The following is a 25511-nucleotide window of genomic DNA, read 5'->3' as shown; positions in this document are numbered from 1 at the left end:
AAAGCTATCAGGCCAAGCGGTTCCATGCCCAAGTACATCGCACTGAAGGATCCCCACCGGGAGGCCCGGATATACAGTGCTCGAACCGTCACCGCGATACTGCTTGTTCTCGCCCTGCTTGGCGTCATCCTGGGGCGGTATTACAGCCTGCAAATCACCGAATACGAGATCTATCGCACCCAGTCGGAAAGCAATCGTGTCAAACTGCAGCCACTGCCTCCCAAGCGCGGCCTTATCTTCGACCGCAATGGCGTGCTGCTGGCTGACAATCGCCCCAGCTTTACCCTGTCAGTGATCAAGGAGCGGGTGCCTGATCTCGAGGCCACGCTGGAAGAGTTGCGCCGTCTGGTGCCGATTACAGATAGCGATGTCGAGAAATTCCACGAGCGATTGCCCCGGCGGCGGCCCTATGAACCGGTGCCGCTGCATTTCCGCCTCAATGAAGAGGAGCGGGCGCTGCTGGCCGTGAATCGCTACCGGCTGCCGGGTGTCGTTGTAGAAGCGCAACTGCTGCGCCATTACCCCCACGGCGAGTTGTTTTCCCATGCCCTCGGCTACGTCGGCCGCATCAATGAACGCGAAGCCTTTGAGCTCGATGAGACCGACTACCGGGGGACCTTCCACGTAGGCAAGGTGGGCGTAGAGAAGTACTACGAGGATGTGCTGCATGGTGATGTGGGTTACCAGAACGTTGAAACCAATGCCCACGGACGTGTCTTGCGCGTGCTTGAGAAGTACGCGCCCAGGCCGGGATCCGACCTGACGCTGCACCTGGATATCAATATCCAACGCGCGGCATACGAGGCCCTGGGCGACCGACGGGGTGCGGTGGTAGCCATTGATCCTGCCACCGGTGGCGTGTTGGCCCTGGTGTCAACGCCGGGTTTTGATACCAACCTGTTTGTGAATGGCATCAGTACCGCCGACTACAGTGCGCTGCGCGATTCGCCGGATGTGCCACTGTTCAACCGGGCAATACAGGGCCAGTATCCGCCCGGCTCGACGATCAAGCCCTTCATGGGCATGGCTGGGCTGGAATCAGGGCTGGTGACGCCGGAAAGTACGGTGCCGGACCCCGGCTATTACCGCTTGCCCGGTGATTCGCATCGCTATCGAGACTGGATTCTGCGCATACGTGGCACCGGACATGCTCCGGAAGTCGACCTGAATATGGCGATTGCCGAATCCTGCGATACCTATTTTTACGACCTCGGTCGGCGCCTGACTATCGACCGCATGCATGACTACCTGTCCCCCTACGGACTCGGTGCGCGCACCGGAGTGGATACCACCAACGAGCGCCGGGGTGTGTTGCCTTCCACGCAGTGGAAGCGCGATGCCCTGGGGCAGACCTGGTATCCCGGCGAGACGATCAGTGCCAGCATTGGCCAGGGTTACATGCTCACCACGCCCATGCAGCTCGCGATGGCGACCAGTGTCATGGCGAGCAAGGGGCTGCGGCGCGTTCCACGGCTGTTGATGGCCATGGATGGTGAACCCGTGTCGGCCCCGGAGCTGGAACCGATAGCTGCCAGCGCCGCGAACTGGCAGGCAGTCTATGACGGTATGCTCGAGGTGGTGCACGGCAAACGGGGCACTGCCAAGTACCTTGCCAAGGGAATTCGCTACCAGATGGCGGGCAAGACGGGTACTGCCCAGGTGATCGGTATTGCCCAGAACGCGGTCTACAAGGAAGACGAAGTGGACGAGCGCCATCGTCACCACGGCTTGTTTATCGCCTTTGCGCCGGCTGATGCGCCGACAATCGCCGTGGCCATCATCGTGGAGAACGGCGGCGGCAGCTCTGCCGCCTCGCCAATAGCCAGGCACGTGATCGACACCTGGATATTCGGTAGCAGCGAATTCGAGGACCCGGCCTGATGGGCGATTACGTTCGCCAGATGCCTCACCAGAGCAGCGCGGACCTGGCAAAACCACCTAGCACCGCCGCGCGTATGCACATCGACGTGCCACTGCTGTTACTGCTGCTGGCGCTCACAGTGTATGGTCTGTTCGTGTTGTACAGTGCATCGGGCCAGAGTATGGCAGCGGTGGTGCGCCAGGGACGGTATTTTGCCGTGGCCTATGTGATCATGATCCTGGGCGCGCAGATCAGCTTGCAGCGTTATACGCGCTGGTCGCCGTGGCTGTATCTCGGGGGAGTGGGAACGCTGCTGGCGGTGATGTTTTTCGGGGTCGGCGCCAAGGGCGCGCAACGTTGGCTGGAGATCGGCGGGTTTCGTTTCCAACCATCAGAGATTATGAAACTGGTGGTGCCAATGGCGGTGGCCTGGTACCTGTCGGACCGGATTCTGCCGCCGTCGTTCAGGCATGTCATGGCCGGTCTCGCGCTGGTGGCGGTGCCGGCGGGCTTGATCCTGCAGCAGCCGGACCTGGGCACCTCCTTGCTGATCGCGGCCAGTGGCCTGTTTGTGCTGTTTATGGCGGGCATCGGCTGGCGTTACATCATCGGTGCACTGGTGCTGGCAATCGCGTCGGCCTGGCCTGCCTGGATGTTCGTTCTCAAGGAGTACCAGAAGCAGCGCATTCTCACCATGCTTAATCCGGAGAGCGACAAGCTTGGAGCCGGGTGGAATATCATCCAGTCCAAGACGGCAATTGGCTCCGGGGGCTGGGAGGGTAAAGGCTGGCTCAGTGGCACCCAGTCGCAGCTGGATTTCCTGCCCGAGAGTCACACCGATTTTATAATCGCCGTGTTGGCCGAAGAGTTTGGCCTGCGTGGCGTACTGTTGCTGATGACGCTGTATGCCCTCATTCTATTGCGCGGTTTCTGGATAGGCGTCCAGGCGCAGACCAGTTTCGGGAGAATGATGGCGGGTAGCCTGACACTGACATTTTTCGTCTATATCTTTGTTAACATGGGCATGGTGGCCGGGCTTCTGCCCGTCGTTGGCGTGCCGCTGCCGCTGGTGAGCGCCGGTGGTACCTCTGTGGTGACGCTGATGGCCGGGTTCGGCTTGCTGATGGCTGTCAGCACGGAGAAGCGCATGGTAGGCCAGTAATGGCTGTGCCTATCGCTCTGTTGATGGCTCTACCGATGGCCTCCGGTAATTGAATGAGAGATACCTCATATGACCCGATTTCTTAGAACTGGCCTGCTGGCCTGCTGCCTCTGGCCCACACTGTCCTGTGCCGGGGAGAACAACTACGCTGACAACCCGGCGGCTGGTGTCGTTATCGACCAGCTGGTCGCAGAAGAGGGCTTTGACCCACAGGCCCTGCGGGCGATCTTCGAGTCCGCCAGTCGACAGGATTCCATTATCGAGGCCATGGACCGTCCGGCTGAAAAAACCAAGCCCTGGTACGAGTACCGGGAAATTTTTGTCAACGACAAGCGTGCGCAACAGGGCGTTGAGTTTTACCAGCAGCACCGGGCGGCGCTGTCGCGTGCAGAGAGTAAGTGGGGCGTGCCAGCGGAAATGATTGTCGCCATTATTGGTGTGGAAACCTATTACGGGCGCATCGCCGGCAGCTACCGTGTCATTGACGCGCTGTCGACTCTCGCCTTTGACTATCCGCGGCGTTCGGAGTTCTTTACCAGCGAACTAAAGCACTACCTGATCCTGACGCGAGACCAGAAAGTGGACCCGCTCGAACTCAAAGGCTCCTATGCGGGAGCGATGGGTTACGGGCAATTCATGCCCAGCAGCTATCGCAGCTACGCTGTTGATTTCGACGGCGATGACTTGGCCGATATCTGGAACAACCCGACCGACGCGATAGGCAGTGTTGCCAACTATTTTGCAGCACATGGATGGCGCCCGGGTGAACAGGTGGTGCTGCCGGCGCGGGTCGAGGGTGATGTGCCTGAGGAGATGTTCAGCAGAGGGCGTAAGTTGCAGCCGCGATTCACTGTGGGTGAATTCGCAGCCGCAGGCCTGGTGCCGGCAGGCGACGCGGATGCGAACGCAGAGGCTATCGGCATTGAATTCGAACTCGCGGATGGGTTGGAGTACTGGCTTGGCCTGCACAACTTCTACGTCATCACGCGCTACAACCACAGCGCTATGTACGCAATGAGCGTATACCAGCTCAGCAAGCGCATTGCTGAGGGGGTGCCTGAGGCGTGATCAGGCTGGCATTACTTGCGGCCGGCCTGGCCCTGGTGCTGCTGGGCTGCGGAGCGCCGGCGCCGAAGTCCGGAGACGAATATCAGGCAACGCGCTATTCCCAGCAGCAGGACGCGGCACCGTTGCAATCCATCAGCGCTGCCGACGTGGCGGATGCGGTGCCCCGGGCGGACCCGATCCTGCTCGCTGGTAACAAGAGCCCCTACACCGTCAATGGTGTCACGTATGAGATCCTTGAGGACTATCGCAACTACAAGGAGCAGGGGTTGGCTTCCTGGTATGGCAGCAAGTTTCATGGCCACGAGACGTCAAACGGCGAGATATTCGATTTATACGCCGCATCGGCAGCTCACAAGACTCTGCCCATCCCCTGTTACGCCCGGGTTACTAACCTCGACAACGGCCGCAGCGTGGTAGTGCGCGTCAATGATCGCGGCCCGTTCCACTCTGATCGCCTGATTGACCTGTCCTATGCGGCCGCCGTCAAACTCGGGTTTATGGAAAACGGGACTGCGCCTGTGGAGGTCGCAGTGCTGAATATTGCCGGAGTGGATGACCGCCGCAGTGCCCCCGGAACGCATTACCGGTATCTGCAACTGGGGGCATTTTCCAGGGCCAGCGCCGCAGAGAGCCTGCAGGCTGACCTTCAGGGCTTCCTGCAGGTGCCTGTCTTCGTGAATGAGGTCGATGCACAGGGGCGCTTGCTCTATCGGGTGAGGGTGGGGCCAATGGCCGACACCGAGGAGCTGGAACTGGTTAAACAGCAATTGCACGACGGTGGCTACCCACCCGGGCAGCCGCTACCCTGACGCCCTTTCTATTTCCTGTTTAAGCGCCGGCAAACTTCCGGTTGGTGTGCGCATGCGTTACCATTTCCGTCTTCTCCGGCAATTAGCTTATGGTCTGTATCCTATGATTCGAATTACCCTGGTCCTGCTTCTGGCACTCGCCGCTTCCGGCGTCCGGGCGGCTTCGATCGTGCCATCTCCGCCACAGATTGCTGCCAAGGCCTATCTCCTGGTAGACGCCGACAGCGGTGCCGTCCTGGCAGAGCACAATGCCGATATGCCTTTGCCGCCCGCCAGTCTTACCAAGATGATGACCAGTTACATTCTTGCGACCGAAATACATGAAGGCAGGGTCCAGGAAACGGATATGGTCACCGTTAGTGAAAATGCCTGGTCACAGAATCCCATTTTTGTCGGCTCCTCGCTGATGTGGATTGAGCCGGGTAAGGAAGTTTCCATTGCCGACCTGCAACGGGGGATCATCATTTCCTCTGGCAACGATGCCACGGTAGCGGTCGCGGAACACCTGGCCGGAAGCGAGGCGGTGTTCGCCGAGATGATGAATACCCAGGCAGAGAGGCTGGGCATGGTGGACACCTACTACGTCAATTCGCATGGGCTGCCCGATCCCGACCACATTACCACCGCCCGTGACCTGGCAACCCTTGCCAAAGCCATGATCAATGACCACCCGGAGCAGTATGCGATATACAAGGAGCGGGAATTCACATTCAACGATATCCGCCAGTACAACCGTAATACCCTGCTTGCTGAGGACCCGACCGTCGATGGTCTCAAGACCGGGCATACCGAGGAGGCGGGGTACTGCCTGGTGGCCTCAGCGGAGCGTCGCGGGATGCGCCTGATTTCTGTTGTGATGGGGTCCAGTTCCAAGAGCGCTCGCAAGAACCAGACCCGGAGCCTGCTCAACTACGGTTTCCGCTTCTTCGAGACCAGCACGCTGTTCGATGCGGCCCAGGAACTGGATAAGCCGCGTATCTGGAAAGGGCAGGTGGACTATGTGCCGGTTGGCATCCTCGAGGAGACGGTGTTGACCTTGCCGCGCGGCAAGAAAAAGCATCTGGCCACCAATGTCGAGGTCAACAGCAATATCGAAGCCCCCGTTGCCGTCGGTGATCAATTGGGCACGGTTACCATGACCCTGGATGGAGAGACTGTTTATCGTGGCCCTGTCGTGGCCCTCGAGGCGGTGGAGCCCGGCGGATTCTTTGCCCGGCTGTGGGATATGGTGCTGATGTGGATCGCCAGCCTCTTTGCCGTGTGACCGAGTGCGCATGTCATGACTGATCAGGACCCGCCGAAGATCGAATTTCCCTGTGAGTACCCTATCAAGGTGCTGGGCCGTAGTAGCGAGCAATTCCGGGTGATTGTGCTGGAGGTGTTTGAGCGCCATGCCCCGGGTTTTGATGAGCAGGGCATTACCGTGCGCGACAGCGCCAAGGGCACGTTTACCGCCATGACCGTCACCATAACCGCAACCGGCAAGGACCAATTGCAGGCCCTGCACCAGGATTTGATGGCGACCGGCCACGTACAGATGGTGATCTAGTGACACTGCGCTCACGTTCGCTCGGCCTGGCTGAGTACGAGCCTGTGCTTGCGGACATGCGGTTGTTCACCGACACCCGGGACGCCGATACGCCGGACGAACTGTGGTTGCTGCAACACCCGCGGGTGTTCACCCAGGGTCAGGCCGGCAAGGCCGAGCACGTGCTGGCTCCCGGTGACATTCCTGTCATCCAGGTCGACCGTGGTGGCCAGGTGACCTATCACGGCCCCGGGCAATGGGTGGTGTATTTGCTGATTGACCTGAAGCGGCGCGGCCTTGGCGTGCGTGCGCTGGTCACATTGATTGAACAGTGCCTGGTGAGGCTGCTGGGAGAATACGGCATTGAAGCTGCGGCGGATCCCGAGGCGCCGGGCGTGTACGTTAGTGGCGACAAGATCGCGTCACTGGGGTTGCGCGTCAGGAAGGGATGTTCCTACCATGGTCTGGCGCTCAACGTGGATATGGATCTGGAGCCCTTTGGTCGGATCAATCCCTGTGGTTACAGTGGACTCCGGGTAACATCGATGGCCCGCGTGCTCTCGCAACCGGGCCTGGATATGGATCAGGTGGGATCGCGGCTGCTTGCGGTCCTTGCCGAGGCGCTCGAACAGGCTCCGCGTTAACGGTCAAGAAGCCGTTTAGCGCCGTACCGGCCGCTTCTGCAGCTTTCGCTGTAAAGTGCGCCTGTGCATGCCAAGCGCTCTGGCTGTGGCGGAAATATTGCCCTCATTGTCGTTCAGTACGCGCTGTATATACTCCCACTCGAGGCGCTCAACCGAGATAGGCTCGGCCGGGATCTCAACCTCCTCAGTGCCGGGATCATCGCCAAATGCTGCGAGTACCTCGTCAATGGTCGCGGGTTTGCACAGGTAGTTGGTGGCCCCGGCCTTGGTGGCTTCTACCGCTGTCGCGATGCTGGAATATCCCGTAAGAATGACCAGTCTTGCCGTCGGTGCCACGCGCAGTAGTTCCGGCAACACCACCAGGCCAGAGACTTCAGGCATATTCAGGTCCAGCAATATGTGACTGGGCTGCAGGCGGGCGCAAAGTTCGATGGCATCCGCCCCGTTATCGCAGCAGTGGGCCTCGAATCCACGGCGCTCCAGCCCGCGTTGCATCACGGCGGTAAAGGTGCGGTCGTCGTCCACTAGCACAATGGTTAGGTGGGGGCTGTTCATGTTGTTTCTCTCAGCGGCAGATAGAGCGTCGCGATAGCACCCTGGTCCGGTGCGTTGCGTAACTCAACACGCCCACCATAGCGCTCCACTGTGGCGTGACTCAGCAACAGGCCGATACCCAGGCCGGAGCGACTTGCGCGGATTATGGGCTTGCCGATATCTTCGAGCAACTCGGGGGAGATACCGCTACCCCAGTCGCGAACCTGTATCACGGCCTCGTTGCCGACGCGGTCGCTGGTGATTTCCACCGCTGCCGAGCCGGCATCCACGGCATTGTTCAACAGGTTTTCAAATGCCTGCCCCAGCGTGGAGTCATACTCGATCATGGCACCGGATGCCGCGTCTGCCTGCTCAATCCTGTAGCTTATCCCGGGGCGGCGAACGGCCCATCGCGCTACCGTAGTGGTAACGAAATAACCCAGTTCACCAACCTCACTCTCTCCCGCGGTGTTGAGTTCGGCTGTGTGGGCGAGGTCCTGCAGCGTGCTCTTGCACTGCTGTAACTGCTGTTTCAGGAGCTCGCAATCCTGCCTGGTCTGTGTGTCCAACTCTTCGCTGGCCAGCATTTCATCCAGCAGCACGGTCATGGTCGCCAGTGGCGTTCCCAGTTCGTGGGCTGTGCCTGCTGCCAGGCTCGCTACCGCCATGATCTGATCCGTGCGCAGTCGCTGTTCTCGCTGCGCTACCGAGCGGGCCTCCTGCAGGCGCAACTGGCTGGCCATGCGCACAACGAAGTAGGTTATCAGCCCTGCACTGAAGAGAAAATTGAACCACATCCCGAGTACGTGGACGTTGCTGTTGCCATGCCCCACATGCGCATGTGGCGTGAACAGGGGAAATGGACGAAAGAAATACAGCAGAAGGCTGTATGCCAGCAGCGAGGAGACCGCTACCAGCCAGGTGTGGCGCCAGGGCAGCACTGCTGCGGCGATCACCAGTGGCACGATGTAGTAGGAGATGAAGGGGTTGTTGGCGCCGCCGGTGAAGTACATGAGTACCGTCCAGATCAGCACGTCCATCAGTAATTGCGCCAGGAACTCAGCGTCCGACACCGGCCACGGCTTGCTGCAGCGCCAGAAGCTGGCAACTGTCAGCAGGGCCAGCAGGGAAAGGCCTGCTGTCATCCCCAGCAGGTCCTCGGTGGTCCTGCTCACCATTAACACGTAGCAGAGGACGCACAGTTGGCCCAGCAGGGCGATGCTGCGAATAATAAGCAGGCTGCGCAGGTTTTCCAGTGTGGGAGAGTGCGCAGGGGCTTGCAGGCTTGAGTCGGTCACCCGCGTAGTATAAGTGCAAGCCTGCAGCAGTGGCAGGGACAAGTTGTCGCAGTGCCGTTTCGGGATATCCGTGATGTGCGTATAATCCGCGCTTTTCCAGCGGAAACACCCATGTCTGACCTCGGCAACGCCATCGCTTCCCGTCGTACGTTCGCGATTATATCGCACCCTGACGCGGGCAAGACCACAATTACCGAAAAGCTGCTGCTACTGGGCAGTGCTATCCAGGTGGCGGGCAGCGTAAAGGGGAAGAAGGGGCCGCATGCCACTTCCGACTGGATGAGCATGGAGCAGGAGCGCGGTATCTCGGTGACCTCTTCGGTGATGCAGTTTCCCTATCGGGAACGCACGGTAAACCTGTTGGATACCCCCGGCCACGAGGACTTCTCCGAGGACACCTATCGCACCCTGACGGCGGTTGATTCGGCTCTGATGGTGATTGATGGCGCCAAGGGTGTCGAGGATCGCACCATCAAGCTGATGAATGTCTGCCGTTTGCGTGACACACCTATCTTCAGCTTCGTGAACAAGATGGACCGGGATATTCGCGATCCCATTGAATTGCTTGATGAAATTGAGTCAGTGTTGGATATACAGGGCGCCCCGATCAATTGGCCTATTGGTATGGGGTCATTTTTCAAGGGCGTGTACAACCTGTACTCCGATACGATTCACTGCTACCAGCCAGGAAAGGGCTCTGTCCTGCCTGACGATATTCGCATTGAAGGTCTGGATTCACCCGAGGCACGAGCGTTGCTGGGCGAGGAATATGATGCATTTGTCGAGGAAGTAGAACTGGTGCGCGGTGCCAGCCATGAGTTTGACCTCGAGCAATTCCTGGCGGGCAAGCTGAGCCCGGTGTTTTTCGGTACGGCCCTGGGCAACTTCGGTGTCAGGGAGATGCTGGACGACTTTGTAAAGTGGGCGCCAGCGCCTTTGGACCGGGAAACCACCACGCGCGTGGTGGCGGCGAATGAGGCTGTAATGTCCGGTTTTGTCTTCAAGATCCAGGCGAATATGGATCCCCGTCATCGGGATCGCATTGCTTTCATGCGCATCTGCTCGGGCCGCTACAGTAAAGGCATGAAAATGCAGCATGTGCGTCTTGGCAAGGACGTCAAGATAGCCGATGCGGTGACTTTCAAGGCGGGAGAGCGAGTGCTGGTGGATGCGGCGGTCTCTGGCGATATCATCGGCCTGCACAACCATGGCACGATCCAGATTGGTGATACCTTCACCGAGGGGGAAAGCCTGCAGTTCACCGGCATCCCGCACTTCGCGCCAGAACTGTTCCGGCGTATCCGCCTGGCCGATCCCATGAAATCAAAGCAATTGCAGAAGGGCTTGCAGCAGCTTTCAGAGGAGGGCTCGACACAGGTTTTTGCCCCCATTACCTCCTCGGAACTCATTGTGGGCGCTGTAGGTCAATTGCAGTTCGATGTGGTCGCCTACCGCCTGAAGGATGAATACAAGGTAGAGGCGCTGTACGAACCGGTAAACGTATACACCGCGCGCTGGATCGATTGCGAGGACCCGCGCAAACTGGAGGAGTTTCGTAAAAAAGCAGCGGAGCACCTGTCGGTTGACGGCGGCGGGCATCTGACTTATCTGGCGCCGACCAGGGTGAATCTGGCGCTGATGGAAGAGCGCTGGCCGGAGCTGAATTTCCGGGCCACCAGGGAGCACTGACCGGGAACAGTCCGGTCAGCGCAGGCAGGATCTAGTAGTCCGCATTCACATCGGATAACTGTTCATTCAGGGTCAGAAAGTCCCAGAGAATGCCCAGGCCCAGTAGCCCGGCGCTGAGCATGTAAATGATACCTGTCACCCACTTCCCCATATATAGCCGGTGGATTCCCAGCCAGCCCAGGAACGTGAGCAGAATCCAGGTCAGGTCATAATCCTTGGGTCCCGGGATAAAGCGGCGGTCCGCCTGTCTGGACATTCCCGGAATCAACAGCAGGTCGATAATCCAGCCGATAAAGAACAGGCCGAGGGTGAAAAACCAGATGACGCCGGATATCTGCCTGCCATAGTAAAAGCGGTGTGCACCGATGAAGCCGAATATCCACAACAGGTAACCCATCAGTACAGAGTGCGTGCTCTCTGTCCGTGCCATTTCGTCTCTCCGCGCATTACGTCCTGCTATAGTCAGGTCGCCGGAGACGGATTACAAGTCTGGTTTCCGCCCGGCGGAACTCGCTATACTGATCTGGATCAAGGCCCGGCAGCGACAAGCGGTTAGGCTTTGCACATAAGATTGTTAACCCTATAAGGAAGGATAATGTCCGTAGAACATCACGATTTGCACCACGATTTCCCCGAGCTCAATGACCAGATTCATGAGATGAAGATGAACAACGCGCACTTTCGCCGCCTGTTCGATGAGTACCACGAGCTCACTCGCACCATAGAAAAGATGGAAGATGAAGTGACGCCCGTGTCAACGCGTACGGAAGAAGAAGCCAAATTGCGGCGTGTACACTTGAAAGATGAACTTTATCGCATGCTGACAGCGGCCTGATCATGGCGTTTGAAGAACTGAAAAAGGAACTGGAGGAGCGGCGCTCTCTGATGCACAGCCGCCTGGCCAGTATCAAGCGGGATGTAACCCAGGGGCACTCTGGTGATTCTGCTGAGCAGGCCCAGGAGCGGGAAAACGATGAGGTGGTAGATGCCATCGGCAATGAGACCCGCCAATCCCTGCATGACATTCAGGTTGCGCTCGACAAGATCGCCGAAGGTACCTACGGCGAGTGCGAAAAATGCGGTGGCGAGATAGGTGAAGGTCGGCTCAAGGCCATCCCCGAGGCGGCACTTTGCGTGAATTGCGCTGACGCTTAGCCCGGCTGGGCCTTTTGGGCGGGTGTTTCCTCCCGCCCGGATTTTATTTCTCCCCCCCGATTCCGGGTTGTATTCGGCCATAGATGCGCCAGCGCCTGACCCGCCCCACTGATTTATTGTGAATTTGCCTTGTCGGTCGAATTTTCGCTGGCGAAGGCCGGTCGGTGTGCGTATAGTCGCGCCCCATTCGCGGCAGGGTGTGGGCAACGTTAGGCGTAGCTCAAAAAGCCTCCTCAAGAGCCTTGACAGGCAGTAGGCAGATCACTAGAATTCGCGTTCCTTTTTTCGGGGGGTTCCTGTGCGGATCCCTGGTTTTTTATTTGATTGGAGTTAGGTCAGGTGCAGAATCAACGTATTCGTATACGCCTCAAGGCTTTTGACCACAAGCTGATCGACACGTCGACTCAGGAGATTGTGGAAACTGCGCGCCGTACTGGCGCCCAGGTCAAGGGCCCGATCCCCCTTCCGACCCGGAAGGAAAAGTACACCGTGCTGGTATCCCCGCACGTTAATAAGGACGCACGTGACCAGTACGAAATTCGTACGCACAAGCGTCTGTTGGACATCGTGGAGCCTACAGAGAAGACTGTAGACGCACTGATGAAACTGGACCTGGCAGCAGGTGTAGAAGTACAGATTAGTCTTGGTTAACGACAATTCGTAGCAAGACCTGCTCGGGGTGAGTGCCCCGGGTGTGTAATGCCGGAACACTGGGGTGTTTCGGCGGCCATAGAGGGTATAGAGCCCCGTACACTGAGAGGTTAGCAAAATGGCTATTGGCTTAGTCGGCCGTAAGTCCGGTATGACTCGTGTTTTTACCGAAGACGGCGCATCCATTCCAGTAACCGTAGTGGAGGTTTCTCCAAACCGCGTTACTCAAATCAAAGAGCTCGAGACCGATGGTTATCGAGCAATTCAGGTCACCGCGGGTAACCGCAAGGCCTCAAAAGTGAGTAAATCTGAAGCGGGACACTTCGCCAAGGCGGGTGTCGAAGCGGGTAGCGGTCTGTTGGAATTCCGGCTTGATGAGGCGGAAGAAGCCCCCGAAGTCGGCGCTGAGCTGACTGTCGAGCGTTTCGAGGCAGGGCAGGTTGTTGATGTCACTGGCAAGTCCAAGGGTAAAGGTTTCCAGGGTGGTGTTAAACGCTGGAACTTCTCCATGCAGGATGCCACGCACGGCAACTCCATCTCGCACCGAGCCCCGGGCTCTATCGGCCAGTGTCAAACACCTGGTCGTGTGTTCAAGGGCAAGAAGATGGCGGGTCATATGGGTGCCGAGCAGGTGACTACCCAGGGTCTGGAAATCGTTCGTGTTGATGCTGAGCGCAATTTGCTGCTCATCAAGGGTGCCGTTCCCGGTGCTCCCGGTGGTGACGTTGTCGTACGTCCTACCATCAAGGCATAAGGTTAGGGGGTCTCTAACGTGGAACTGAATGTTGTTAAGCCTGGCAATGCGGACGGCGGAAAAGTTTCCGTCTCTGATGTTGCGTTTGCAAAAGAGTACAACGAAGACCTGGTACACCAGGTCGTTACTGCTTATCTCGCAGGAGCCCGCCAGGGTACCCGGGGCCAGAAGAACCGCGCAGCGGTATCTGGTGGTGGCAAGAAGCCCTGGCGCCAAAAAGGCACTGGCCGTGCCCGTGCGGGCACTATCCGTTCGCCTATCTGGCGCTCCGGTGGTGTGACCTTTGCGGCGCAGCCGCAGGACCACTCGCAGAAAGTGAATCGCAAGATGTATCGCGCGGCCCTGCGCACGATCATGTCGGAGCTCGCTCGTCAGGACCGCCTGATGATCGTGGAAAGCCTTGACTTGGAAGAGCCCAAAACCAAGTTGTTGGTCAAGCAGCTCAGCGAGTACGGCGTGGACAACGCGTTGATCGTTGCTTCGGAAGTGGGTGAAAACCTCTACCTGGCGGCGCGGAATCTGCACAAGGTTGACGTGCGCGACGTAGACGGCGTTGACCCGGTGAGCCTTATCGCTCACGACAAGGTGGTAGTGACTGTCGATGCGGTCAAGAAGATTGAGGAGATGCTGGCATGAACCAGGAGCGCGTATTTCAAGTGCTGGTAGGCCCGCACGTTTCTGAGAAGGCGGCGGTTGTTGCTGATGAGAACAACCAGTTCGTGTTCAAGGTTGCTGTAGACGCAACCAAGGCAGAGATCAAGAAGTCGGTTGAACAGCTGTTCAAGGTGAAGGTTGATAACGTTCGCACCCTCAAGGTCAAGGGTAAGGTGAAGCGCAATCGTTTTGGTTACAGCACCAAGCCGACCTGGAAAAAAGCGTATGTGCGGCTGGAGCAGGGTCAGGATATCGACTTTGCGTCGGTTGACTAAGGAGTTACGTAGCAATGGCAATTTTGAAGAGCAAGCCTACTTCGCCCGGTCGTCGTCACGTCGTCCGTGTTGTTGGCGAGGACCTGCACAAGGGTGCACCGTACAAGCCTTTGCTGGAGAAGCAGAGCCGCAACGGTGGTCGTAACAACAATGGCCGTATCACGACCCGTCACGTGGGTGGTGGGCATAAGCAGCACTACCGCGTCATAGATTTTAAGCGGATTAAAGACAGCATCCCGGCGAAGGTCGAGCGTTTGGAGTACGACCCCAACCGTACAGCCCACATCGCGCTGTTGCTTTTTTCCGATGGTGAGCGCCGCTACATTATCGCTCCCAAGGGTGTGAAGGCCGGGGATGTCCTGCAATCCGGCGCCTCGGCACCGATCAAGACCGGTAATTGCCTGCCGCTGCGCAATATTCCGGTGGGATCTATCGTGCATGCGGTTGAGTTGAAGCCGGGTAAGGGCGCTCAGCTGGCTCGTTCAGCCGGGGCATCAGTTCAGCTGGTGGCACGTGAAGGCCAATACGCCACATTGCGCCTGCGTTCAGGCGAAATGCGCAAGGTGCTGGCTGACTGCCGCGCTACCCTGGGTGAAGTGTCCAACTCGGAGCATAGCCTGCGTAAGCTGGGTAAAGCCGGTGCCGCGCGTTGGCGGGGTGTTCGTCCCACCGTCCGTGGTGTGGCCATGAACCCGGTCGATCACCCCCATGGTGGTGGTGAAGGTCGTACTTCGGGTGGTCGTCACCCGGTCAGCCCATGGGGCACGCCCACGAAGGGTTACAAGACACGCAAGAACAAGCGTACCGATAAGCTGATCGTGCGCCGTCGTGGTAAGAAATAACGGTCGTTTGACTAGAGACTAGAGGAATAGATTGTGCCGCGTTCACTGAAGAAAGGTCCTTTTATCGACCTTCACCTGATGAAGAAAGTCGAAGCCGCGCTTGAAAGCAACGACCGTCGTCCGATCAAGACCTGGTCACGCCGCTCAATGATAGCGCCTGACATGGTTGGTCTGACCATTGCCGTACACAACGGTCGTCAGCACGTGCCAGTACTGATCAACGAAGATATGGTTGGCCACAAGCTGGGCGAGTTCGCTGTAACTCGTACTTTTAAGGGTCATATTGTAGACAAGAAGGCGAAGCGCTAGGCGCTGCGTAAAGAGGTTTAGGAAATGGAAGTTGCAGCAAGACTGAAAGGCGCGCGTATATCTGCGCAGAAAGCCCGTCTGGTCGCAGACCAGGTCCGCGGCAAGCCTGTCGAAGAGGCGCTGAGCCTGCTGGAATTCAGCAACAAGAAGGCCGCTCACATTGTCAAGAAGGTACTCGACTCTGCGATCGCCAACGCTGAAAACAATGAAGGCGCAGATGTGGATGAGCTGAAAGTATCCACCGTTTTCGTTGATGAAGGAATGACCATGAAGCGCCTGCGCCCCCGTGCCAAGGGTCGGGCAGACCGAATTTTCAAGCGCTCCTGCCACATCACTGTGAAAGTGGCAGACGGCGAAGGCTAAGGAATCAGGAGACGACCACATGGGTCAGAAAGTACACCCTATCGGTATCCGCCTCGGTATTGTTAAAGACCATAACTCTATCTGGTATGCGGACAGCAAAAACTATTCCAGGCAGTTGATAACTGATCTGGAAGTGCGCGGGTACATCGAGAAAGCTCTCGAGCATGCGTCGGTAAGTCGCGTTGTGATTGAGCGGCCAGCGCAAACTGCCCGCATTACCATTCACACAGCCCGCCCGGGCATCGTGATCGGTAAGAAAGGTGAAGACGTGGATGCCCTGCGCAAGACCTTGACTGAAAAGATGGGTGTGCCGGTACACATCAATATCGAAGAAATCCGCAAGCCGGACCTGGATGCAAAGCTGGTAGCCCAGAACGTTGCCCAGCAGCTCGAGCGTCGAGTGATGTTCCGTCGCGCCATGAAGCGTGTTGTACAGAACGCCATGCGCCAGGGCGCCGAGGGCATCAAGATTCAGGTAAGTGGTCGTCTGGGCGGAGCCGAGATCGCGCGTACCGAGTGGTATCGCGAAGGCCGTGTGCCGCTGCATACGCTGCGTGCCGATATCGATTACGCCACCTACGAGGCGGCTACGACTTACGGCATCATCGGCGTCAAAGTGTGGATTTTCAAAGGCGAAGTGATTGGCGGAGAAGAATCTGCTGACGGCGCCAAGAAGACAGCAACTAATTAAGGGTTACGCAGATGCTTCAACCAAAGCGTACAAAATTTCGCAAGACCCAGAAGGGTCGTAATCGTGGCCTGGCCCATCGCGGTAGCAAAGTAAGCTTCGGCGAATACGGCTTGAAAGCGACCGGTCGTGGCCGCATTACAGCGCGCCAGATCGAGGCGGCTCGTCGCGCCATGACTCGCCACATCAAGCGTGGCGGCAAGATCTGGATCCGTGTGTTCCCGGACAAGCCTATTACAGGCAAGCCCCTGGAAGTTCGTCAGGGTAAAGGTAAAGGTAACGTTGAATACTGGGTAGCCCAGGTTCAGCCGGGTAAAGTGCTCTATGAAGTTCAGGGCGTATCCGAGGAGCTGGCACGTGAGGCATTTGAACTCGCGGCGGCCAAGATTCCAGTTGCTACAACATTTGTTAAACGGTCGGTGATGTGATGAAAGCTAGCGAATTGCGTGAGAAGTCCGCGGAGGACCTGAACAAGCAGTTGCTCACTCTGCGCGAGGAGCAATTCAAGCTGCGCATGCAAAAGTCTACTGGTCAGCTCGGGCAAACGCATCTGCTCAAGCAGAACCAGCGTGATATCGCACGCGTTAAGACTGTACTTACTGAAAAGGCAGGTAACTAAGCATGTCAGGTGCAGAGAAGCGTACACGTGTGGCAACCGGCAGGGTTGTCAGCAACAAGATGGACAAGACCATTACTGTTCTGGTTGAGCGCAGGGTGAAACATCCCGTCTATGGGAAGTACATAACACGTTCTTCCAAGATACATGCGCACGACGAAAGCAATGAGTGCGGTATCGGTGACACGGTAACAGTTGCTGAGACTCGTCCGATTTCCAAGAGCAAGACCTGGAAGCTGGTTGAAGTCGTAGAGAGCGCCACCCAGGTTTAAGTAGCGAGAGTTATGCGGCTCCTGTCGCAGTTTGGAGTAAGAAATGATTCAGACACAGTCCTATTTGGAAGTCGCAGACAACAGCGGCGCCCGTCGTGTGATGTGCATCAAGGTGCTGGGTGGTTCCAAGCGTCGTTACGCTCGTGTAGGCGACCTCATCAAGGTGACCGTCAAGGAAGCGATTCCTCGTGGCAAGGTCAAGAAAGGCCAGGTCATGACTGCTGTAGTAGTGCGCACCAAGAAAGGCGTTCGCCGTGCTGACGGTTCATTGATCAAGTTCGATGATAACGCAGCGGTATTGCTGAACAACCAGGAAGCGCCTATCGGTACCCGGATTTTCGGCCCGGTAACACGCGAGCTGCGTGGCGAAAAGTTTATGAAGATTATTTCTCTGGCCCCTGAAGTTATCTAAGCGGTCAAGGAGAGGAAAGGAAATGTTGAAGATCAAACGCGACGACGAAGTGATTATCCTTGCCGGCAAGGACAAGGGTAAGCGCGGTAAGGTCCGCAAGGTGCTGGACAACGGGAAGATCATTGTTTCCGGTATTAACATGATTAAGAAGCACACTCGCCCCAACCCGCAAGCTGGCGTGGCCGGTGGTATTGTGGAGAAAGAGGCACCGATACAGGCGTCCAACGTGGCGATCTTCAACCCGGCCACTGGCAAGGGTGATCGTGTGGGCTTCAAGGTAGACGGCGATACCAAGGTTCGTATCTTTAAATCCAGTGGCGAGGCTATCGGCTAGTCCAGTCGGGGTTAACAGGTAATAGAAATGGCAACTTTGAAAGAAAAGTACAAGAGCGAAATCGCTCTCCAGCTGAAAGAAGAGCTGGGTTTGGACAATGTGATGGAAGTTCCTCGCATCACCAAGATCACCCTGAACATGGGTGTGGGTGAAGCGCTCGGCGACAAGAAAGTCCTTGAGGCTGCTGTTGCTGATATGGAGAAGATCGCTGGTCAAAAACCCGTCGTCACCAAAGCGCGCAAGTCCATCGCTGGATTCAAGGTGCGTGAAGGATGGCCGATTGGCTGTAAGGTAACTCTGCGTTCGGACCGTATGTATGAGTTCCTGGAGCGCCTGATCAGTATCGCAATCCCGCGTATTCGCGACTTCCGCGGCATAAGCCCCAAGTCGTTCGATGGCCGTGGCAATTTCGCGATGGGTGTTACCGAGCAGATCATTTTCCCTGAAATCGAGTACGACAAGGTCGACGCACTGCGCGGTATGGATATCACTATTACTACGACTGCCCGTACGGATGATGAAGGACGCGCACTGTTGCGTGCTTTCAACTTCCCCCTGAAAGGTTAAGAGGCTTTATTACATGGCAAAGAAATCTATGATTGCCCGCGAGAAGAAGCGCGCACGTATGGTAGCTAAGTACGCAGAGAAGCGCTCTGCACTGAAGGCTATCCTGGCTGACGTCAATGCTTCGGATGAAGAGAAGTGGGATGCGCAAATCGCACTGCAGAAGCTGCCGCGCGACGCCAGCCCCGTACGCCAGCAGCGCCGCTGCCAGGTGACCGGGCGTCCCCATGCGGTCTATCGTAAATTTGGCCTGTGCCGCAACAAATTGCGCGAAGCCGCCATGCGCGGTGATGTGCCCGGGCTGGTCAAGGCCAGCTGGTAACGGAGAGAAACTGAAATGAGCATGCAAGATCCGCTGTCAGATATGCTGACCCGTATTCGCAACGCCCAGATGGCTGGTAAGACCGAGGTAGAGATGCCCGGTTCCAAGCTCAAGGCGGCTGTTGCCAATGTGTTGAAGGAAGAAGGCTATATCGCCGATTTCAACGCTTCCACCGAAACAGGGAAGCCGCGTTTGGCCATCCAGCTTAAGTACTTCAACGGCAAGCCCGTTATCGCTGAAATAGATCGCATCAGCCGCCCTGGCCTGCGTAACTACTCCGGTAAGGATGAGTTGCCTTCTGTGCGTGGTGGCCTCGGTGTTGCGATTGTCTCAACCTCCAAGGGTGTGATGACAGATCGCGCAGCTCGCGCTGCCGGCGTTGGCGGCGAAGTGCTTTGCACCGTTTTCTAATTATTGTTTTTTAAGAGCATTCACAATGTCTAGAGTCGCAAATAATCCGGTACAGCTGCCAAGTGGCGTAGAGGTCAAGGTCGATGGCCGTGATTTCTCTGTCAAGGGCAGCAAAGGTACCCTGGCGCTTTCTCTGGCGGAAGGCATACAGGTCAACCAGGATGACAACGCGTTGATCATTGCATTTGATGAGCAGTCCAAGGCAATCGCCGGAACGACTCGCGCGTTACTTGCCAACATGGTCAAAGGCGTCAGCGAAGGCTGGGAGAAGAAACTGGTTCTCAACGGCGTTGGCTATCGTGCCAATGTCTCCGGGAAGAAAGTTAATCTGACTGTCGGCCTGTCTCACCCCGTCGAGTATGAACTGCCCGAAGGTGTGTCGGCCGAGACGCCTTCGCAGACCGAGATCGTGGTAAAGGGTATAGATAAGCAGGTTGTTGGGCAGGTTGCTGCCAACATCCGTAGCTTCCGTCCGCCGGAGCCCTACAAAGGTAAAGGTATTCGCTACGCCGACGAGTATGTCCGTCGTAAAGAAGCCAAGAAGAAGTAAGCAGGTATAAGAGATGAGTGCAAAGAATGATTCAAGGCTGCGCCGCGCACGTCGCGCGCGTGCCCGCATGCGGACATTGGGCGTAAACCGCCTTAGCGTGCACCGTACACCTCGGCACATCTATGCCCAGATCATCGCGCCGGAAGGCGACAAGGTGTTGGCGTCTGCTTCCACCCTGGATGCGGATTTGCGCAAGAGTGCGACTGGCAATATCGATGCCGCGGCAGAGGTAGGCAAGCTGGTTGCCAAGCGTGCCAAGGATGCAGGTATCGAGAAAGTGTCTTTCGATCGTGGCGGTTACAAGTATCACGGACGTGTGAAGGCGCTGGCTGAAGCTGCGCGCGAAAGCGGACTGGAATTCTAAAGGTACGAGATATGGCTTTTAACGAGCAGAAAAAACAGCAGCAATCGGAAGGCGATCTCCAGGAGAAGCTGGTCCAGGTCAACCGTGTTGCCAAGGTGGTCAAGGGTGGCCGCATTTTCGGTTTCACCGCGCTGACTGTAGTAGGCGATGGTAACGGCAAGGTCGGTTTTGGCCGCGGCAAGGCCCGCGAAGTGCCAGTCGCCATCCAGAAGGCAATGGAAGCGGCCAGGCGCAACATGATCCAGGTCGAGCTGAATAACGGCACTATCCAGTATCCGGTCAAGGCCAGCCATGGCGCCTCCAAGGTGTACATGCAGCCTGCATCTGAAGGTACCGGTGTCATTGCCGGTGGCGCGATGCGCGCCGTGCTCGAAATTGCTGGTGTGCACAACGTACTGGCCAAGTGCTATGGATCCACCAATCCGGTGAACGTGGTTCGTGCCACCTTCAACGGCCTGCGTGACATGGCTGCACCCGACGACGTCGCCGCCAAGCGTGGCAAGACCGTCGAAGAAATTTTGAACTAAGTATTGGGTTGATTCGTCATGGCAAAAGCAATGATCAAAGTTACCCAGATCAAGAGCACCAACGGTCGCCTCAGGAATCACAAGGCGTGCGTTGCCGGCCTCGGTCTGCGTCGTATTGGTCACACCGTGGAAGTGGAAGATACGCCTTCCGTTCGCGGCATGATCAACAAAGTTAATTTCCTGGTACGGGTTGAGGACTAAACAATGTCTGATGTAATGCGATTGAACAGCCTGAGCCCTGCACCGGGCGCGAGGAAAGATAGCAAGCGCGTTGGCCGTGGAATCGGCTCCGGTCACGGCAAGACAGCCGGGCGTGGCCATAAAGGCCAGAAGTCTCGTTCCGGTGGCAAAGTCCGGCCGGGTTTTGAGGGCGGTCAGATGCCCCTGCAAAAGCGCCTGCCAAAGTATGGCTTTACCTCCCGTATTGCGCGTACTACTGCGCAGATTCGTCTGGCGGAGCTGAACGCGGTAGAGGGTGATGTGATTGACCTGGATGCGCTGAAGAATGCTGACCTGGTGAAGCAGGATGTCACGCGTGCCCGCGTTTTCCTTTCCGGGGAAGTGACCAAGCCAGTTACCTTGAAAGGCTTGAAGGTCACCAAAGGCGCTCGTGAAGCAATCGAGCAGGCCGGCGGGAAAGTCGAGGACTAAATGGCTCAAGGACAGCTTCCTTCGGTAAACAAAGCAGGCCTGGGCGAGCTCTTTGCTCGCCTTCGTTTTGTTTTGCTGGCGATTATTGTTTATCGGATCGGTACACATATACCGGTACCGGGAATAGATCCCAACCAGCTGCAGGCATTGTTTAACCAGAACCAGGGCACGATTCTTGGTCTGGCGAATATGTTTTCGGGCGGTGCGCTGGAGCGTATGAGTATCCTGGCGCTGGGCATCATGCCTTACATCTCTGCATCGATCATCATGCAGTTGATGTCGGCCGTGACGCCGCAGTTGGAGCAGTTGAAGAAGGAGGGCGAATCCGGCCGACGCAAGATCAGTCAGTATACGCGCTACCTGACAGTTGTATTGGCTATCATACAGGCTACGGGCATGACCGTGGGCATGGCGAACCAGGGAATGAGTTACGACACGTCGATACTGTTCTACGTGATCGCCATTACTTCCCTGGTCACCGGCGCCGTATTCATGATGTGGCTGGGTGAGCAGATTACCGAGAAGGGCGTCGGCAACGGTATCTCCCTGCTGATATTTGCAGGTATTGTTGCCGGGCTGCCGGCCGCGGTTGGGCAGTCGCTTGAGCAGGCCAGGCAGGGTGAACTCAACATCCTGTTCCTGTTGGCGATACTTGCCTTTGCGATTGTGATGATTTTTGCCATCGTCTTTATCGAGCGAGGCCAGCGGCGCATTACGGTCAACTATGCCAAGCGACAGCAGGGCAGGAAGATGTATCAGGCGCAGAGCTCGCATCTGCCCTTGAAAGTAAACATGGCGGGTGTAATACCGGCGATTTTCGCCAGCAGCATCCTGCTTTTCCCGGCCTCGATAGCACAGTGGTTCGGAAGCAGTGGCGGCGCTGACTGGTTACAGGATCTTGCGGTGGCGATTGGCCCCGGGCAACCCCTGAACATTTTACTGTTTACCGTGTTTATTGTGTTTTTCTGCTTCTTTTACACGGCGTTGATGTTTAACCCGCAGGAAGTCGCTGACAACCTGAAGCGCTCAGGCGCGTTCGTACCAGGTATTCGCCCTGGCCAGCAAACTGCCAACTATATAGATGGCGTGTTGACCAGGCTTACGGTATTTGGATCGGCATACATCGCCATTGTCTGCCTGATCCCGCAGTTCCTCGTGGTGACTGCGAACGTGCCGTTCTATCTCGGCGGCACATCACTGTTGATCGTGGTTGTTGTGGTGATGGATTTTATGGCCCAGGTGCAAAGCCACCTGATGTCGCACCAGTACGATTCGGTGATGAAGAAGGCCAATTTGAAAAACTATGGTGGTAGCGGCCGCGTTCGATAAGCGGTTTGCAGTAACGGAGAAGTAACGATGAAAGTACGTGCATCAGTAAAGAAGATCTGCCGCAACTGTAAAGTTGTACGCCGTAAGGGCGTTGTGCGGGTGATCTGCAATACAGATCCGCGCCACAAGCAGCGCCAGGGTTAATAGCCAGGGCACGGTTGATTTTTAGTAACGATATCGCTAAAATGCCGCGCCTTTCGCGCCGCCCCTCAGGATTGAATGTGAAATCCTCAGAAAATCAGGGGCTTGCGGAAAGTGGTGCAGAGCGAAGAGATTAATTGGAGAAAGTTGAATGGCTCGTATTGCCGGGGTCAACATACCTGATAACAAGCATGCTGTTATCTCACTGACATACATTTTCGGAGTAGGTCGCACCACAGCCAAACAGCTGTGTGCTGCAACCGGCGTCGCTGAAAACGCCAAGATTGGCGAGTTGTCAGAAGAGCAGATGGACGCTCTGCGTGGAAAAGTGGCTGAGATGGCTGTGGAAGGCGATCTGCGCCGCGAAGTCTCGATGAATATCAAGCGTCTGATGGACCTGGGCTGCAACCGCGGCCTGCGCCACCGTCGTGGCTTGCCTCTGCGCGGCCAGCGGACCAAGACCAATGCGCGTACCCGAAAGGGACCGCGCAAGCCGATTCGCAAGTAAGTACCGGGTCCGGCGGCGACGATTGCCGCCTCGACTGGTTACAGCGAATCCGATTTAGTGTAGCTGCACCGGAGTGCAGTGTTGATATTAAAGTAGGAAGCAAACTATGGCTAAGCCAGGTGCCAAGAGCACTCGTAAGAAAATCTCCAAGACTGTTGTTGATGGCATTGCTCACGTGCATGCGTCTTTTAACAACACCATCATCACGATCACTGACCGTCAGGGCAACACCCTGAGCTGGGCAACAGCTGGTGGATCCGGTTTCCGGGGCTCGCGCAAGAGCACCCCGTTTGCTGCACAGGTTGCGGCTGAGCGTGCCGGTGAAGCGGCCAAGGAATATGGCCTTAAGAATCTTGACGTGCAGGTGAAAGGACCCGGACCGGGTCGTGAATCTGCCGTGCGTGCGCTGAACGCTTGTGGCTACAAGATCAGTAACATTACTGACGTGACGCCGATTCCCCATAACGGTTGTCGCCCGCCCAAGAAACGTCGCGTATAAGGCTGAGAGGAAGAACTAGACATGGCTCGATATATAGGACCCAAGTGCAAACTCTCCCGTCGCGAAGGAACCGACCTCTTTCTCAAGAGCGGTGTACGTGCGCTGGAAAGTAAGTGTAAACCCGAAGCGGCCCCCGGCCAGCATGGCGCCCGCCGCGGTCGTCTCTCCGACTATGGAGTGCAGCTGCGTGAGAAGCAGAAAGTGCGTCGGATTTACGGTGTATTGGAAAAGCAATTCCGCAACTACTACAAGGAAGCTGCTCGCCTGAAGGGCGCTACCGGCGAAAACCTGCTGCAATTGCTGGAATCCCGCCTGGATAACGTGGTTTACCGTATGGGCTTCGGCGCCACACGCTCAGAATCACGCCAGCTGGTATCACACAAGGCAATTCTGGTGAACGGACAGGTTGTAAACATCCCGTCATACCAGGTGAAGGCAGGGGATGTAGTGTCTCTGCGCGAAAAGGCCAAGAAGCAACTGCGTGTGCAGTCTGCCCTTGCACTGGCCGCCCAGCGTGGCGAACCCGAGTGGATTGAAGTGAACGCTGAGAAGATGGAAGGAACGTTCAAGGCTGTTCCCGAGCGTCAGGATCTCTCGTCAGAGATCAACGAGAACCTGATCGTTGAGCTTTACTCCAAGTAATCCACTTTAGGACTAACCTACATAAAGGTGCCCCGAATGCAGAGTGCAGTGAACGAATTTTTGACCCCGCGCGTCATCAATGTTGATGAGAAGAACGCAACGCGCGCCCAGGTTACCCTGGAACCCCTTGAGCGTGGATTTGGCCACACTCTGGGCAACGCCCTGCGTCGTATCCTGCTGTCTTCAATGCCCGGCTGTGCCATCACTGAAGTAGAGATTGATGGCGTGCTGCACGAGTACAGTGCAATAGAGGGTGTGCAGGAAGACGTCATTGAAATATTGTTGAACCTGAAGGGCGTCGCCCTGGTGATGAACGGCAAGGATGAAGCCGAACTGACTCTCACCAAGAAGGGCCCAGGAGCGGTTACGGCTGCGGACATCCAGGTTGACCACGATATCGAGATTCGTAATCCCGAACATGTGATTTGTCATCTGAACGGTGATAGCGAAATCAACATGAAGCTGACGATTGCTCGCGGTCGTGGCTATTCTCCCGCCGATTCACGGGAAAACCCTGAAGAAGAGACCCGTTCCATCGGCCGTTTGCAGCTCGATGCGACCTTCTCTCCGGTACATCGCGTGTCCTATGTGGTTGAAGCAGCCCGTGTTGAGCAGCGCACAGACCTCGACAAGCTGGTTCTGGATCTTGAAACGAACGGCACCATCGACCCGGAAGAGGCGATCCGTCGCGCCGCTACTATTCTGCAGCAGCAGTTGGCAGTATTTGTGGACCTGGAGTCTGAATCCGAATCCGAGTCGGTCGAGGAAGAGGATGAAGTAGATCCGATTCTGCTGCGCCCGGTGGACGATCTGGAACTGACTGTTCGTTCAGCCAACTGCCTGAAGGCGGAGAACATTTACTACATAGGCGACCTTGTGCAACGCACAGAGGTGGAGCTGCTGAAGACTCCAAACCTGGGCAAAAAGTCGCTGACAGAAATCAAGGATGTCCTGGCATCGCGTGGGTTGTCCCTGGGTATGCGCCTGGACAACTGGCCGCCGGCCAGCCTGAAAAACGATGACCGGGTATTGAGCGCTTAAGCACCCCGGGTCGACCAGATAGCAGTGCTGAGATAGCACCCTTA

General features: G+C 56.9%; 40 protein-coding genes. 37 read left to right on the top strand and 3 right to left on the bottom strand.

Annotation, left to right across the window (positions count from 1 at the left end; all coding sequences use genetic code 11):
- Positions 1 to 24 precede the first annotated feature (24 nt).
- The 7 genes from mrdA to lipB all read left to right on the top strand — a co-directional run bounded on the left by mrdA (position 25) and on the right by lipB (position 7072).
- Positions 25 to 1881, top strand: a complete 1857-nt coding sequence (mrdA, locus tag F0M18_RS18750; protein WP_149612988.1) for a penicillin-binding protein 2 — start codon at positions 25 to 27, stop codon at positions 1879 to 1881.
- Positions 1881 to 3023: a rod shape-determining protein RodA gene (rodA, locus tag F0M18_RS18745; RefSeq protein WP_149612987.1), complete on the top strand. Its 1143-nt coding sequence runs from the start codon at positions 1881 to 1883 to the stop codon at positions 3021 to 3023. Before mrdA ends, rodA begins: the two co-directional genes overlap by 1 nt.
- A gap of 69 nt (positions 3024 to 3092) precedes the next feature.
- A complete protein-coding gene (mltB, locus tag F0M18_RS18740; RefSeq protein WP_149612986.1) occupies positions 3093 to 4091 on the top strand; it encodes a lytic murein transglycosylase B in 999 nt (332 codons plus the stop codon).
- Positions 4088 to 4900, top strand: a complete 813-nt coding sequence (locus F0M18_RS18735; RefSeq protein ID WP_149612985.1) for a septal ring lytic transglycosylase RlpA family protein — start codon at positions 4088 to 4090, stop codon at positions 4898 to 4900. The genes mltB and F0M18_RS18735 overlap by 4 nt, the downstream gene beginning before the upstream one ends.
- Positions 4901 to 5003: 103 nt before the next feature.
- Positions 5004 to 6164, top strand: coding sequence for a D-alanyl-D-alanine carboxypeptidase family protein (locus tag F0M18_RS18730; RefSeq protein WP_149612984.1), 1161 nt, complete (start codon positions 5004 to 5006; stop codon positions 6162 to 6164).
- Between the two features lie 15 nt (positions 6165 to 6179).
- Positions 6180 to 6449, top strand: a complete 270-nt coding sequence (locus tag F0M18_RS18725; protein ID WP_149612983.1) for a YbeD family protein — start codon at positions 6180 to 6182, stop codon at positions 6447 to 6449.
- Positions 6450 to 6505: 56 nt separating this feature from the next.
- Positions 6506 to 7072: a lipoyl(octanoyl) transferase LipB gene (lipB, locus tag F0M18_RS18720; protein WP_394349416.1), complete on the top strand. Its 567-nt coding sequence runs from the start codon at positions 6506 to 6508 to the stop codon at positions 7070 to 7072.
- Positions 7073 to 7087: 15 nt separating this feature from the next.
- Here lipB and F0M18_RS18715 read toward each other — a convergent pair whose 3' ends face one another.
- Positions 7088 to 7627, bottom strand: a complete 540-nt coding sequence (locus F0M18_RS18715; protein WP_149612982.1) for a response regulator transcription factor — start codon at positions 7625 to 7627, stop codon at positions 7088 to 7090.
- Entirely contained in the window at positions 7624 to 8904 is a 1281-nt protein-coding gene (locus F0M18_RS18710) for an ATP-binding protein (protein ID WP_188109813.1), read from the bottom strand. Before F0M18_RS18710 ends, F0M18_RS18715 begins: the two co-directional genes overlap by 4 nt.
- Positions 8905 to 9015: 111 nt before the next feature.
- Here F0M18_RS18710 and F0M18_RS18705 point away from each other — a divergent pair, with 111 nt between their 5' ends.
- Positions 9016 to 10593: a peptide chain release factor 3 gene (locus tag F0M18_RS18705; protein ID WP_149612980.1), complete on the top strand. Its 1578-nt coding sequence runs from the start codon at positions 9016 to 9018 to the stop codon at positions 10591 to 10593.
- Between the two features lie 31 nt (positions 10594 to 10624).
- Here F0M18_RS18705 and F0M18_RS18700 read toward each other — a convergent pair whose 3' ends face one another.
- Entirely contained in the window at positions 10625 to 11023 is a 399-nt protein-coding gene (locus F0M18_RS18700) for an NINE protein (protein WP_149612979.1), read from the bottom strand.
- A 165-nt stretch (positions 11024 to 11188) separates the two neighbouring features.
- On the opposite strand from F0M18_RS18700, the gene F0M18_RS18695 reads away from it, so the two are divergent.
- The 29 genes from F0M18_RS18695 (at position 11189) to F0M18_RS18555 (ending at position 25467) form a co-directional block, all read left to right on the top strand.
- Positions 11189 to 11428, top strand: coding sequence for a YdcH family protein (locus tag F0M18_RS18695; protein WP_149612978.1), 240 nt, complete (start codon positions 11189 to 11191; stop codon positions 11426 to 11428).
- Between the two features lie 2 nt (positions 11429 to 11430).
- The gene (locus F0M18_RS18690; protein WP_149612977.1) at positions 11431 to 11748 is read left to right on the top strand and encodes a TraR/DksA family transcriptional regulator; all 318 of its coding nucleotides are present in this window, start codon (positions 11431 to 11433) and stop codon (positions 11746 to 11748) included.
- Between the two features lie 339 nt (positions 11749 to 12087).
- A complete protein-coding gene (rpsJ, locus tag F0M18_RS18685) occupies positions 12088 to 12399 on the top strand; it encodes a 30S ribosomal protein S10 (RefSeq protein WP_066055391.1) in 312 nt (103 codons plus the stop codon).
- A gap of 118 nt (positions 12400 to 12517) precedes the next feature.
- Positions 12518 to 13153: a 50S ribosomal protein L3 gene (gene rplC, locus F0M18_RS18680; protein ID WP_149612976.1), complete on the top strand. Its 636-nt coding sequence runs from the start codon at positions 12518 to 12520 to the stop codon at positions 13151 to 13153.
- Positions 13154 to 13171: 18 nt separating this feature from the next.
- Positions 13172 to 13789, top strand: coding sequence for a 50S ribosomal protein L4 (gene rplD / locus F0M18_RS18675; protein ID WP_149612975.1), 618 nt, complete (start codon positions 13172 to 13174; stop codon positions 13787 to 13789).
- Positions 13786 to 14082: a 50S ribosomal protein L23 gene (gene rplW / locus F0M18_RS18670; protein WP_149612974.1), complete on the top strand. Its 297-nt coding sequence runs from the start codon at positions 13786 to 13788 to the stop codon at positions 14080 to 14082. Before rplD ends, rplW begins: the two co-directional genes overlap by 4 nt.
- 14 nt (positions 14083 to 14096) lie before the next feature.
- A complete protein-coding gene (gene rplB / locus F0M18_RS18665; RefSeq protein ID WP_149612973.1) occupies positions 14097 to 14924 on the top strand; it encodes a 50S ribosomal protein L2 in 828 nt (275 codons plus the stop codon).
- A gap of 33 nt (positions 14925 to 14957) precedes the next feature.
- Positions 14958 to 15233: a 30S ribosomal protein S19 gene (gene rpsS / locus F0M18_RS18660; RefSeq protein ID WP_116366768.1), complete on the top strand. Its 276-nt coding sequence runs from the start codon at positions 14958 to 14960 to the stop codon at positions 15231 to 15233.
- A 24-nt stretch (positions 15234 to 15257) separates the two neighbouring features.
- A complete protein-coding gene (gene rplV, locus F0M18_RS18655) occupies positions 15258 to 15596 on the top strand; it encodes a 50S ribosomal protein L22 (protein ID WP_149612972.1) in 339 nt (112 codons plus the stop codon).
- A 19-nt stretch (positions 15597 to 15615) separates the two neighbouring features.
- The gene (gene rpsC, locus F0M18_RS18650; RefSeq protein WP_149612971.1) at positions 15616 to 16287 is read left to right on the top strand and encodes a 30S ribosomal protein S3; all 672 of its coding nucleotides are present in this window, start codon (positions 15616 to 15618) and stop codon (positions 16285 to 16287) included.
- An 11-nt stretch (positions 16288 to 16298) separates the two neighbouring features.
- Positions 16299 to 16712, top strand: a complete 414-nt coding sequence (rplP, locus tag F0M18_RS18645) for a 50S ribosomal protein L16 (protein WP_066055370.1) — start codon at positions 16299 to 16301, stop codon at positions 16710 to 16712.
- Entirely contained in the window at positions 16712 to 16903 is a 192-nt protein-coding gene (rpmC, locus tag F0M18_RS18640) for a 50S ribosomal protein L29 (protein WP_149612970.1), read from the top strand. The genes rplP and rpmC overlap by 1 nt, the downstream gene beginning before the upstream one ends.
- A gap of 2 nt (positions 16904 to 16905) precedes the next feature.
- On the top strand, positions 16906 to 17172 hold the full coding sequence (gene rpsQ, locus F0M18_RS18635; RefSeq protein WP_149612969.1) for a 30S ribosomal protein S17: 267 nt from the start codon (positions 16906 to 16908) through the stop codon (positions 17170 to 17172).
- Between the two features lie 43 nt (positions 17173 to 17215).
- Complete coding sequence (gene rplN, locus F0M18_RS18630) at positions 17216 to 17584, top strand: 50S ribosomal protein L14 (protein ID WP_116366756.1); 369 nt, start codon at positions 17216 to 17218, stop codon at positions 17582 to 17584.
- Between the two features lie 22 nt (positions 17585 to 17606).
- Entirely contained in the window at positions 17607 to 17918 is a 312-nt protein-coding gene (gene rplX / locus F0M18_RS18625; RefSeq protein WP_149612968.1) for a 50S ribosomal protein L24, read from the top strand.
- Between the two features lie 27 nt (positions 17919 to 17945).
- Entirely contained in the window at positions 17946 to 18485 is a 540-nt protein-coding gene (rplE, locus tag F0M18_RS18620; RefSeq protein WP_149612967.1) for a 50S ribosomal protein L5, read from the top strand.
- A gap of 13 nt (positions 18486 to 18498) precedes the next feature.
- Complete coding sequence (gene rpsN, locus F0M18_RS18615; protein WP_149612966.1) at positions 18499 to 18804, top strand: 30S ribosomal protein S14; 306 nt, start codon at positions 18499 to 18501, stop codon at positions 18802 to 18804.
- A gap of 15 nt (positions 18805 to 18819) precedes the next feature.
- Entirely contained in the window at positions 18820 to 19215 is a 396-nt protein-coding gene (gene rpsH, locus F0M18_RS18610; RefSeq protein WP_149612965.1) for a 30S ribosomal protein S8, read from the top strand.
- A gap of 25 nt (positions 19216 to 19240) precedes the next feature.
- Positions 19241 to 19765 (top strand): 50S ribosomal protein L6, encoded by a 525-nt coding sequence (rplF, locus tag F0M18_RS18605; RefSeq protein ID WP_149612964.1) that lies wholly within the window; start codon positions 19241 to 19243, stop codon positions 19763 to 19765.
- Between the two features lie 13 nt (positions 19766 to 19778).
- Positions 19779 to 20129: a 50S ribosomal protein L18 gene (gene rplR / locus F0M18_RS18600; protein WP_149612963.1), complete on the top strand. Its 351-nt coding sequence runs from the start codon at positions 19779 to 19781 to the stop codon at positions 20127 to 20129.
- Between the two features lie 11 nt (positions 20130 to 20140).
- Positions 20141 to 20656 (top strand): 30S ribosomal protein S5, encoded by a 516-nt coding sequence (gene rpsE, locus F0M18_RS18595; RefSeq protein WP_149612962.1) that lies wholly within the window; start codon positions 20141 to 20143, stop codon positions 20654 to 20656.
- A gap of 18 nt (positions 20657 to 20674) precedes the next feature.
- The gene (rpmD, locus tag F0M18_RS18590) at positions 20675 to 20857 is read left to right on the top strand and encodes a 50S ribosomal protein L30 (protein ID WP_149612961.1); all 183 of its coding nucleotides are present in this window, start codon (positions 20675 to 20677) and stop codon (positions 20855 to 20857) included.
- Positions 20858 to 20872: 15 nt separating this feature from the next.
- The gene (rplO, locus tag F0M18_RS18585; protein ID WP_149613021.1) at positions 20873 to 21307 is read left to right on the top strand and encodes a 50S ribosomal protein L15; all 435 of its coding nucleotides are present in this window, start codon (positions 20873 to 20875) and stop codon (positions 21305 to 21307) included.
- On the top strand, positions 21308 to 22636 hold the full coding sequence (gene secY / locus F0M18_RS18580; RefSeq protein ID WP_149612960.1) for a preprotein translocase subunit SecY: 1329 nt from the start codon (positions 21308 to 21310) through the stop codon (positions 22634 to 22636).
- A gap of 27 nt (positions 22637 to 22663) precedes the next feature.
- Positions 22664 to 22780: a 50S ribosomal protein L36 gene (gene rpmJ / locus F0M18_RS18575; RefSeq protein WP_075998814.1), complete on the top strand. Its 117-nt coding sequence runs from the start codon at positions 22664 to 22666 to the stop codon at positions 22778 to 22780.
- Positions 22781 to 22928: 148 nt separating this feature from the next.
- Positions 22929 to 23285 (top strand): 30S ribosomal protein S13, encoded by a 357-nt coding sequence (gene rpsM / locus F0M18_RS18570; RefSeq protein WP_149612959.1) that lies wholly within the window; start codon positions 22929 to 22931, stop codon positions 23283 to 23285.
- A 106-nt stretch (positions 23286 to 23391) separates the two neighbouring features.
- A complete protein-coding gene (gene rpsK / locus F0M18_RS18565) occupies positions 23392 to 23784 on the top strand; it encodes a 30S ribosomal protein S11 (protein ID WP_149612958.1) in 393 nt (130 codons plus the stop codon).
- Positions 23785 to 23805: 21 nt separating this feature from the next.
- On the top strand, positions 23806 to 24426 hold the full coding sequence (gene rpsD / locus F0M18_RS18560; RefSeq protein WP_149612957.1) for a 30S ribosomal protein S4: 621 nt from the start codon (positions 23806 to 23808) through the stop codon (positions 24424 to 24426).
- A 36-nt stretch (positions 24427 to 24462) separates the two neighbouring features.
- The gene (locus tag F0M18_RS18555; RefSeq protein WP_149612956.1) at positions 24463 to 25467 is read left to right on the top strand and encodes a DNA-directed RNA polymerase subunit alpha; all 1005 of its coding nucleotides are present in this window, start codon (positions 24463 to 24465) and stop codon (positions 25465 to 25467) included.
- The last annotated feature ends 44 nt before the right edge of the window (positions 25468 to 25511 follow it).

It is taken from the genome of Pseudohalioglobus sediminis (assembly GCF_008370495.1).
Classification (GTDB): domain Bacteria; phylum Pseudomonadota; class Gammaproteobacteria; order Pseudomonadales; family Halieaceae; genus Halioglobus.
Note: the sequence above shows the minus strand (reverse complement) of the source record. Positions and strands in the feature narration are given on the sequence as shown.

Coding starts and splice junctions, on each gene's coding strand:
- mrdA (WP_149612988.1), top strand. CDS start 25: ATGCCCAAGTACATCGCACTGAAGGATCCCCACCGGGAGGCCCGGATA.
- rodA (WP_149612987.1), top strand. CDS start 1,881: ATGGGCGATTACGTTCGCCAGATGCCTCACCAGAGCAGCGCGGACCTG.
- mltB (WP_149612986.1), top strand. CDS start 3,093: ATGACCCGATTTCTTAGAACTGGCCTGCTGGCCTGCTGCCTCTGGCCC.
- F0M18_RS18730 (WP_149612984.1), top strand. CDS start 5,004: ATGATTCGAATTACCCTGGTCCTGCTTCTGGCACTCGCCGCTTCCGGC.
- F0M18_RS18725 (WP_149612983.1), top strand. CDS start 6,180: ATGACTGATCAGGACCCGCCGAAGATCGAATTTCCCTGTGAGTACCCT.
- lipB (WP_394349416.1), top strand. CDS start 6,506: ATGCGGTTGTTCACCGACACCCGGGACGCCGATACGCCGGACGAACTG.
- F0M18_RS18715 (WP_149612982.1), bottom strand. CDS start 7,627: ATGAACAGCCCCCACCTAACCATTGTGCTAGTGGACGACGACCGCACC.
- F0M18_RS18705 (WP_149612980.1), top strand. CDS start 9,016: ATGTCTGACCTCGGCAACGCCATCGCTTCCCGTCGTACGTTCGCGATT.
- F0M18_RS18700 (WP_149612979.1), bottom strand. CDS start 11,023: ATGGCACGGACAGAGAGCACGCACTCTGTACTGATGGGTTACCTGTTG.
- F0M18_RS18695 (WP_149612978.1), top strand. CDS start 11,189: ATGTCCGTAGAACATCACGATTTGCACCACGATTTCCCCGAGCTCAAT.
- F0M18_RS18690 (WP_149612977.1), top strand. CDS start 11,431: ATGGCGTTTGAAGAACTGAAAAAGGAACTGGAGGAGCGGCGCTCTCTG.
- rplC (WP_149612976.1), top strand. CDS start 12,518: ATGGCTATTGGCTTAGTCGGCCGTAAGTCCGGTATGACTCGTGTTTTT.
- rplW (WP_149612974.1), top strand. CDS start 13,786: ATGAACCAGGAGCGCGTATTTCAAGTGCTGGTAGGCCCGCACGTTTCT.
- rplB (WP_149612973.1), top strand. CDS start 14,097: ATGGCAATTTTGAAGAGCAAGCCTACTTCGCCCGGTCGTCGTCACGTC.
- rplV (WP_149612972.1), top strand. CDS start 15,258: ATGGAAGTTGCAGCAAGACTGAAAGGCGCGCGTATATCTGCGCAGAAA.
- rpsC (WP_149612971.1), top strand. CDS start 15,616: ATGGGTCAGAAAGTACACCCTATCGGTATCCGCCTCGGTATTGTTAAA.
- rplP (WP_066055370.1), top strand. CDS start 16,299: ATGCTTCAACCAAAGCGTACAAAATTTCGCAAGACCCAGAAGGGTCGT.
- rpmC (WP_149612970.1), top strand. CDS start 16,712: ATGAAAGCTAGCGAATTGCGTGAGAAGTCCGCGGAGGACCTGAACAAG.
- rpsQ (WP_149612969.1), top strand. CDS start 16,906: ATGTCAGGTGCAGAGAAGCGTACACGTGTGGCAACCGGCAGGGTTGTC.
- rplN (WP_116366756.1), top strand. CDS start 17,216: ATGATTCAGACACAGTCCTATTTGGAAGTCGCAGACAACAGCGGCGCC.
- rplX (WP_149612968.1), top strand. CDS start 17,607: ATGTTGAAGATCAAACGCGACGACGAAGTGATTATCCTTGCCGGCAAG.
- rplE (WP_149612967.1), top strand. CDS start 17,946: ATGGCAACTTTGAAAGAAAAGTACAAGAGCGAAATCGCTCTCCAGCTG.
- rpsN (WP_149612966.1), top strand. CDS start 18,499: ATGGCAAAGAAATCTATGATTGCCCGCGAGAAGAAGCGCGCACGTATG.
- rpsH (WP_149612965.1), top strand. CDS start 18,820: ATGAGCATGCAAGATCCGCTGTCAGATATGCTGACCCGTATTCGCAAC.
- rplF (WP_149612964.1), top strand. CDS start 19,241: ATGTCTAGAGTCGCAAATAATCCGGTACAGCTGCCAAGTGGCGTAGAG.
- rplR (WP_149612963.1), top strand. CDS start 19,779: ATGAGTGCAAAGAATGATTCAAGGCTGCGCCGCGCACGTCGCGCGCGT.
- rpsE (WP_149612962.1), top strand. CDS start 20,141: ATGGCTTTTAACGAGCAGAAAAAACAGCAGCAATCGGAAGGCGATCTC.
- rpmD (WP_149612961.1), top strand. CDS start 20,675: ATGGCAAAAGCAATGATCAAAGTTACCCAGATCAAGAGCACCAACGGT.
- rplO (WP_149613021.1), top strand. CDS start 20,873: ATGCGATTGAACAGCCTGAGCCCTGCACCGGGCGCGAGGAAAGATAGC.
- secY (WP_149612960.1), top strand. CDS start 21,308: ATGGCTCAAGGACAGCTTCCTTCGGTAAACAAAGCAGGCCTGGGCGAG.
- rpmJ (WP_075998814.1), top strand. CDS start 22,664: ATGAAAGTACGTGCATCAGTAAAGAAGATCTGCCGCAACTGTAAAGTT.
- rpsM (WP_149612959.1), top strand. CDS start 22,929: ATGGCTCGTATTGCCGGGGTCAACATACCTGATAACAAGCATGCTGTT.
- rpsK (WP_149612958.1), top strand. CDS start 23,392: ATGGCTAAGCCAGGTGCCAAGAGCACTCGTAAGAAAATCTCCAAGACT.
- rpsD (WP_149612957.1), top strand. CDS start 23,806: ATGGCTCGATATATAGGACCCAAGTGCAAACTCTCCCGTCGCGAAGGA.
- F0M18_RS18555 (WP_149612956.1), top strand. CDS start 24,463: ATGCAGAGTGCAGTGAACGAATTTTTGACCCCGCGCGTCATCAATGTT.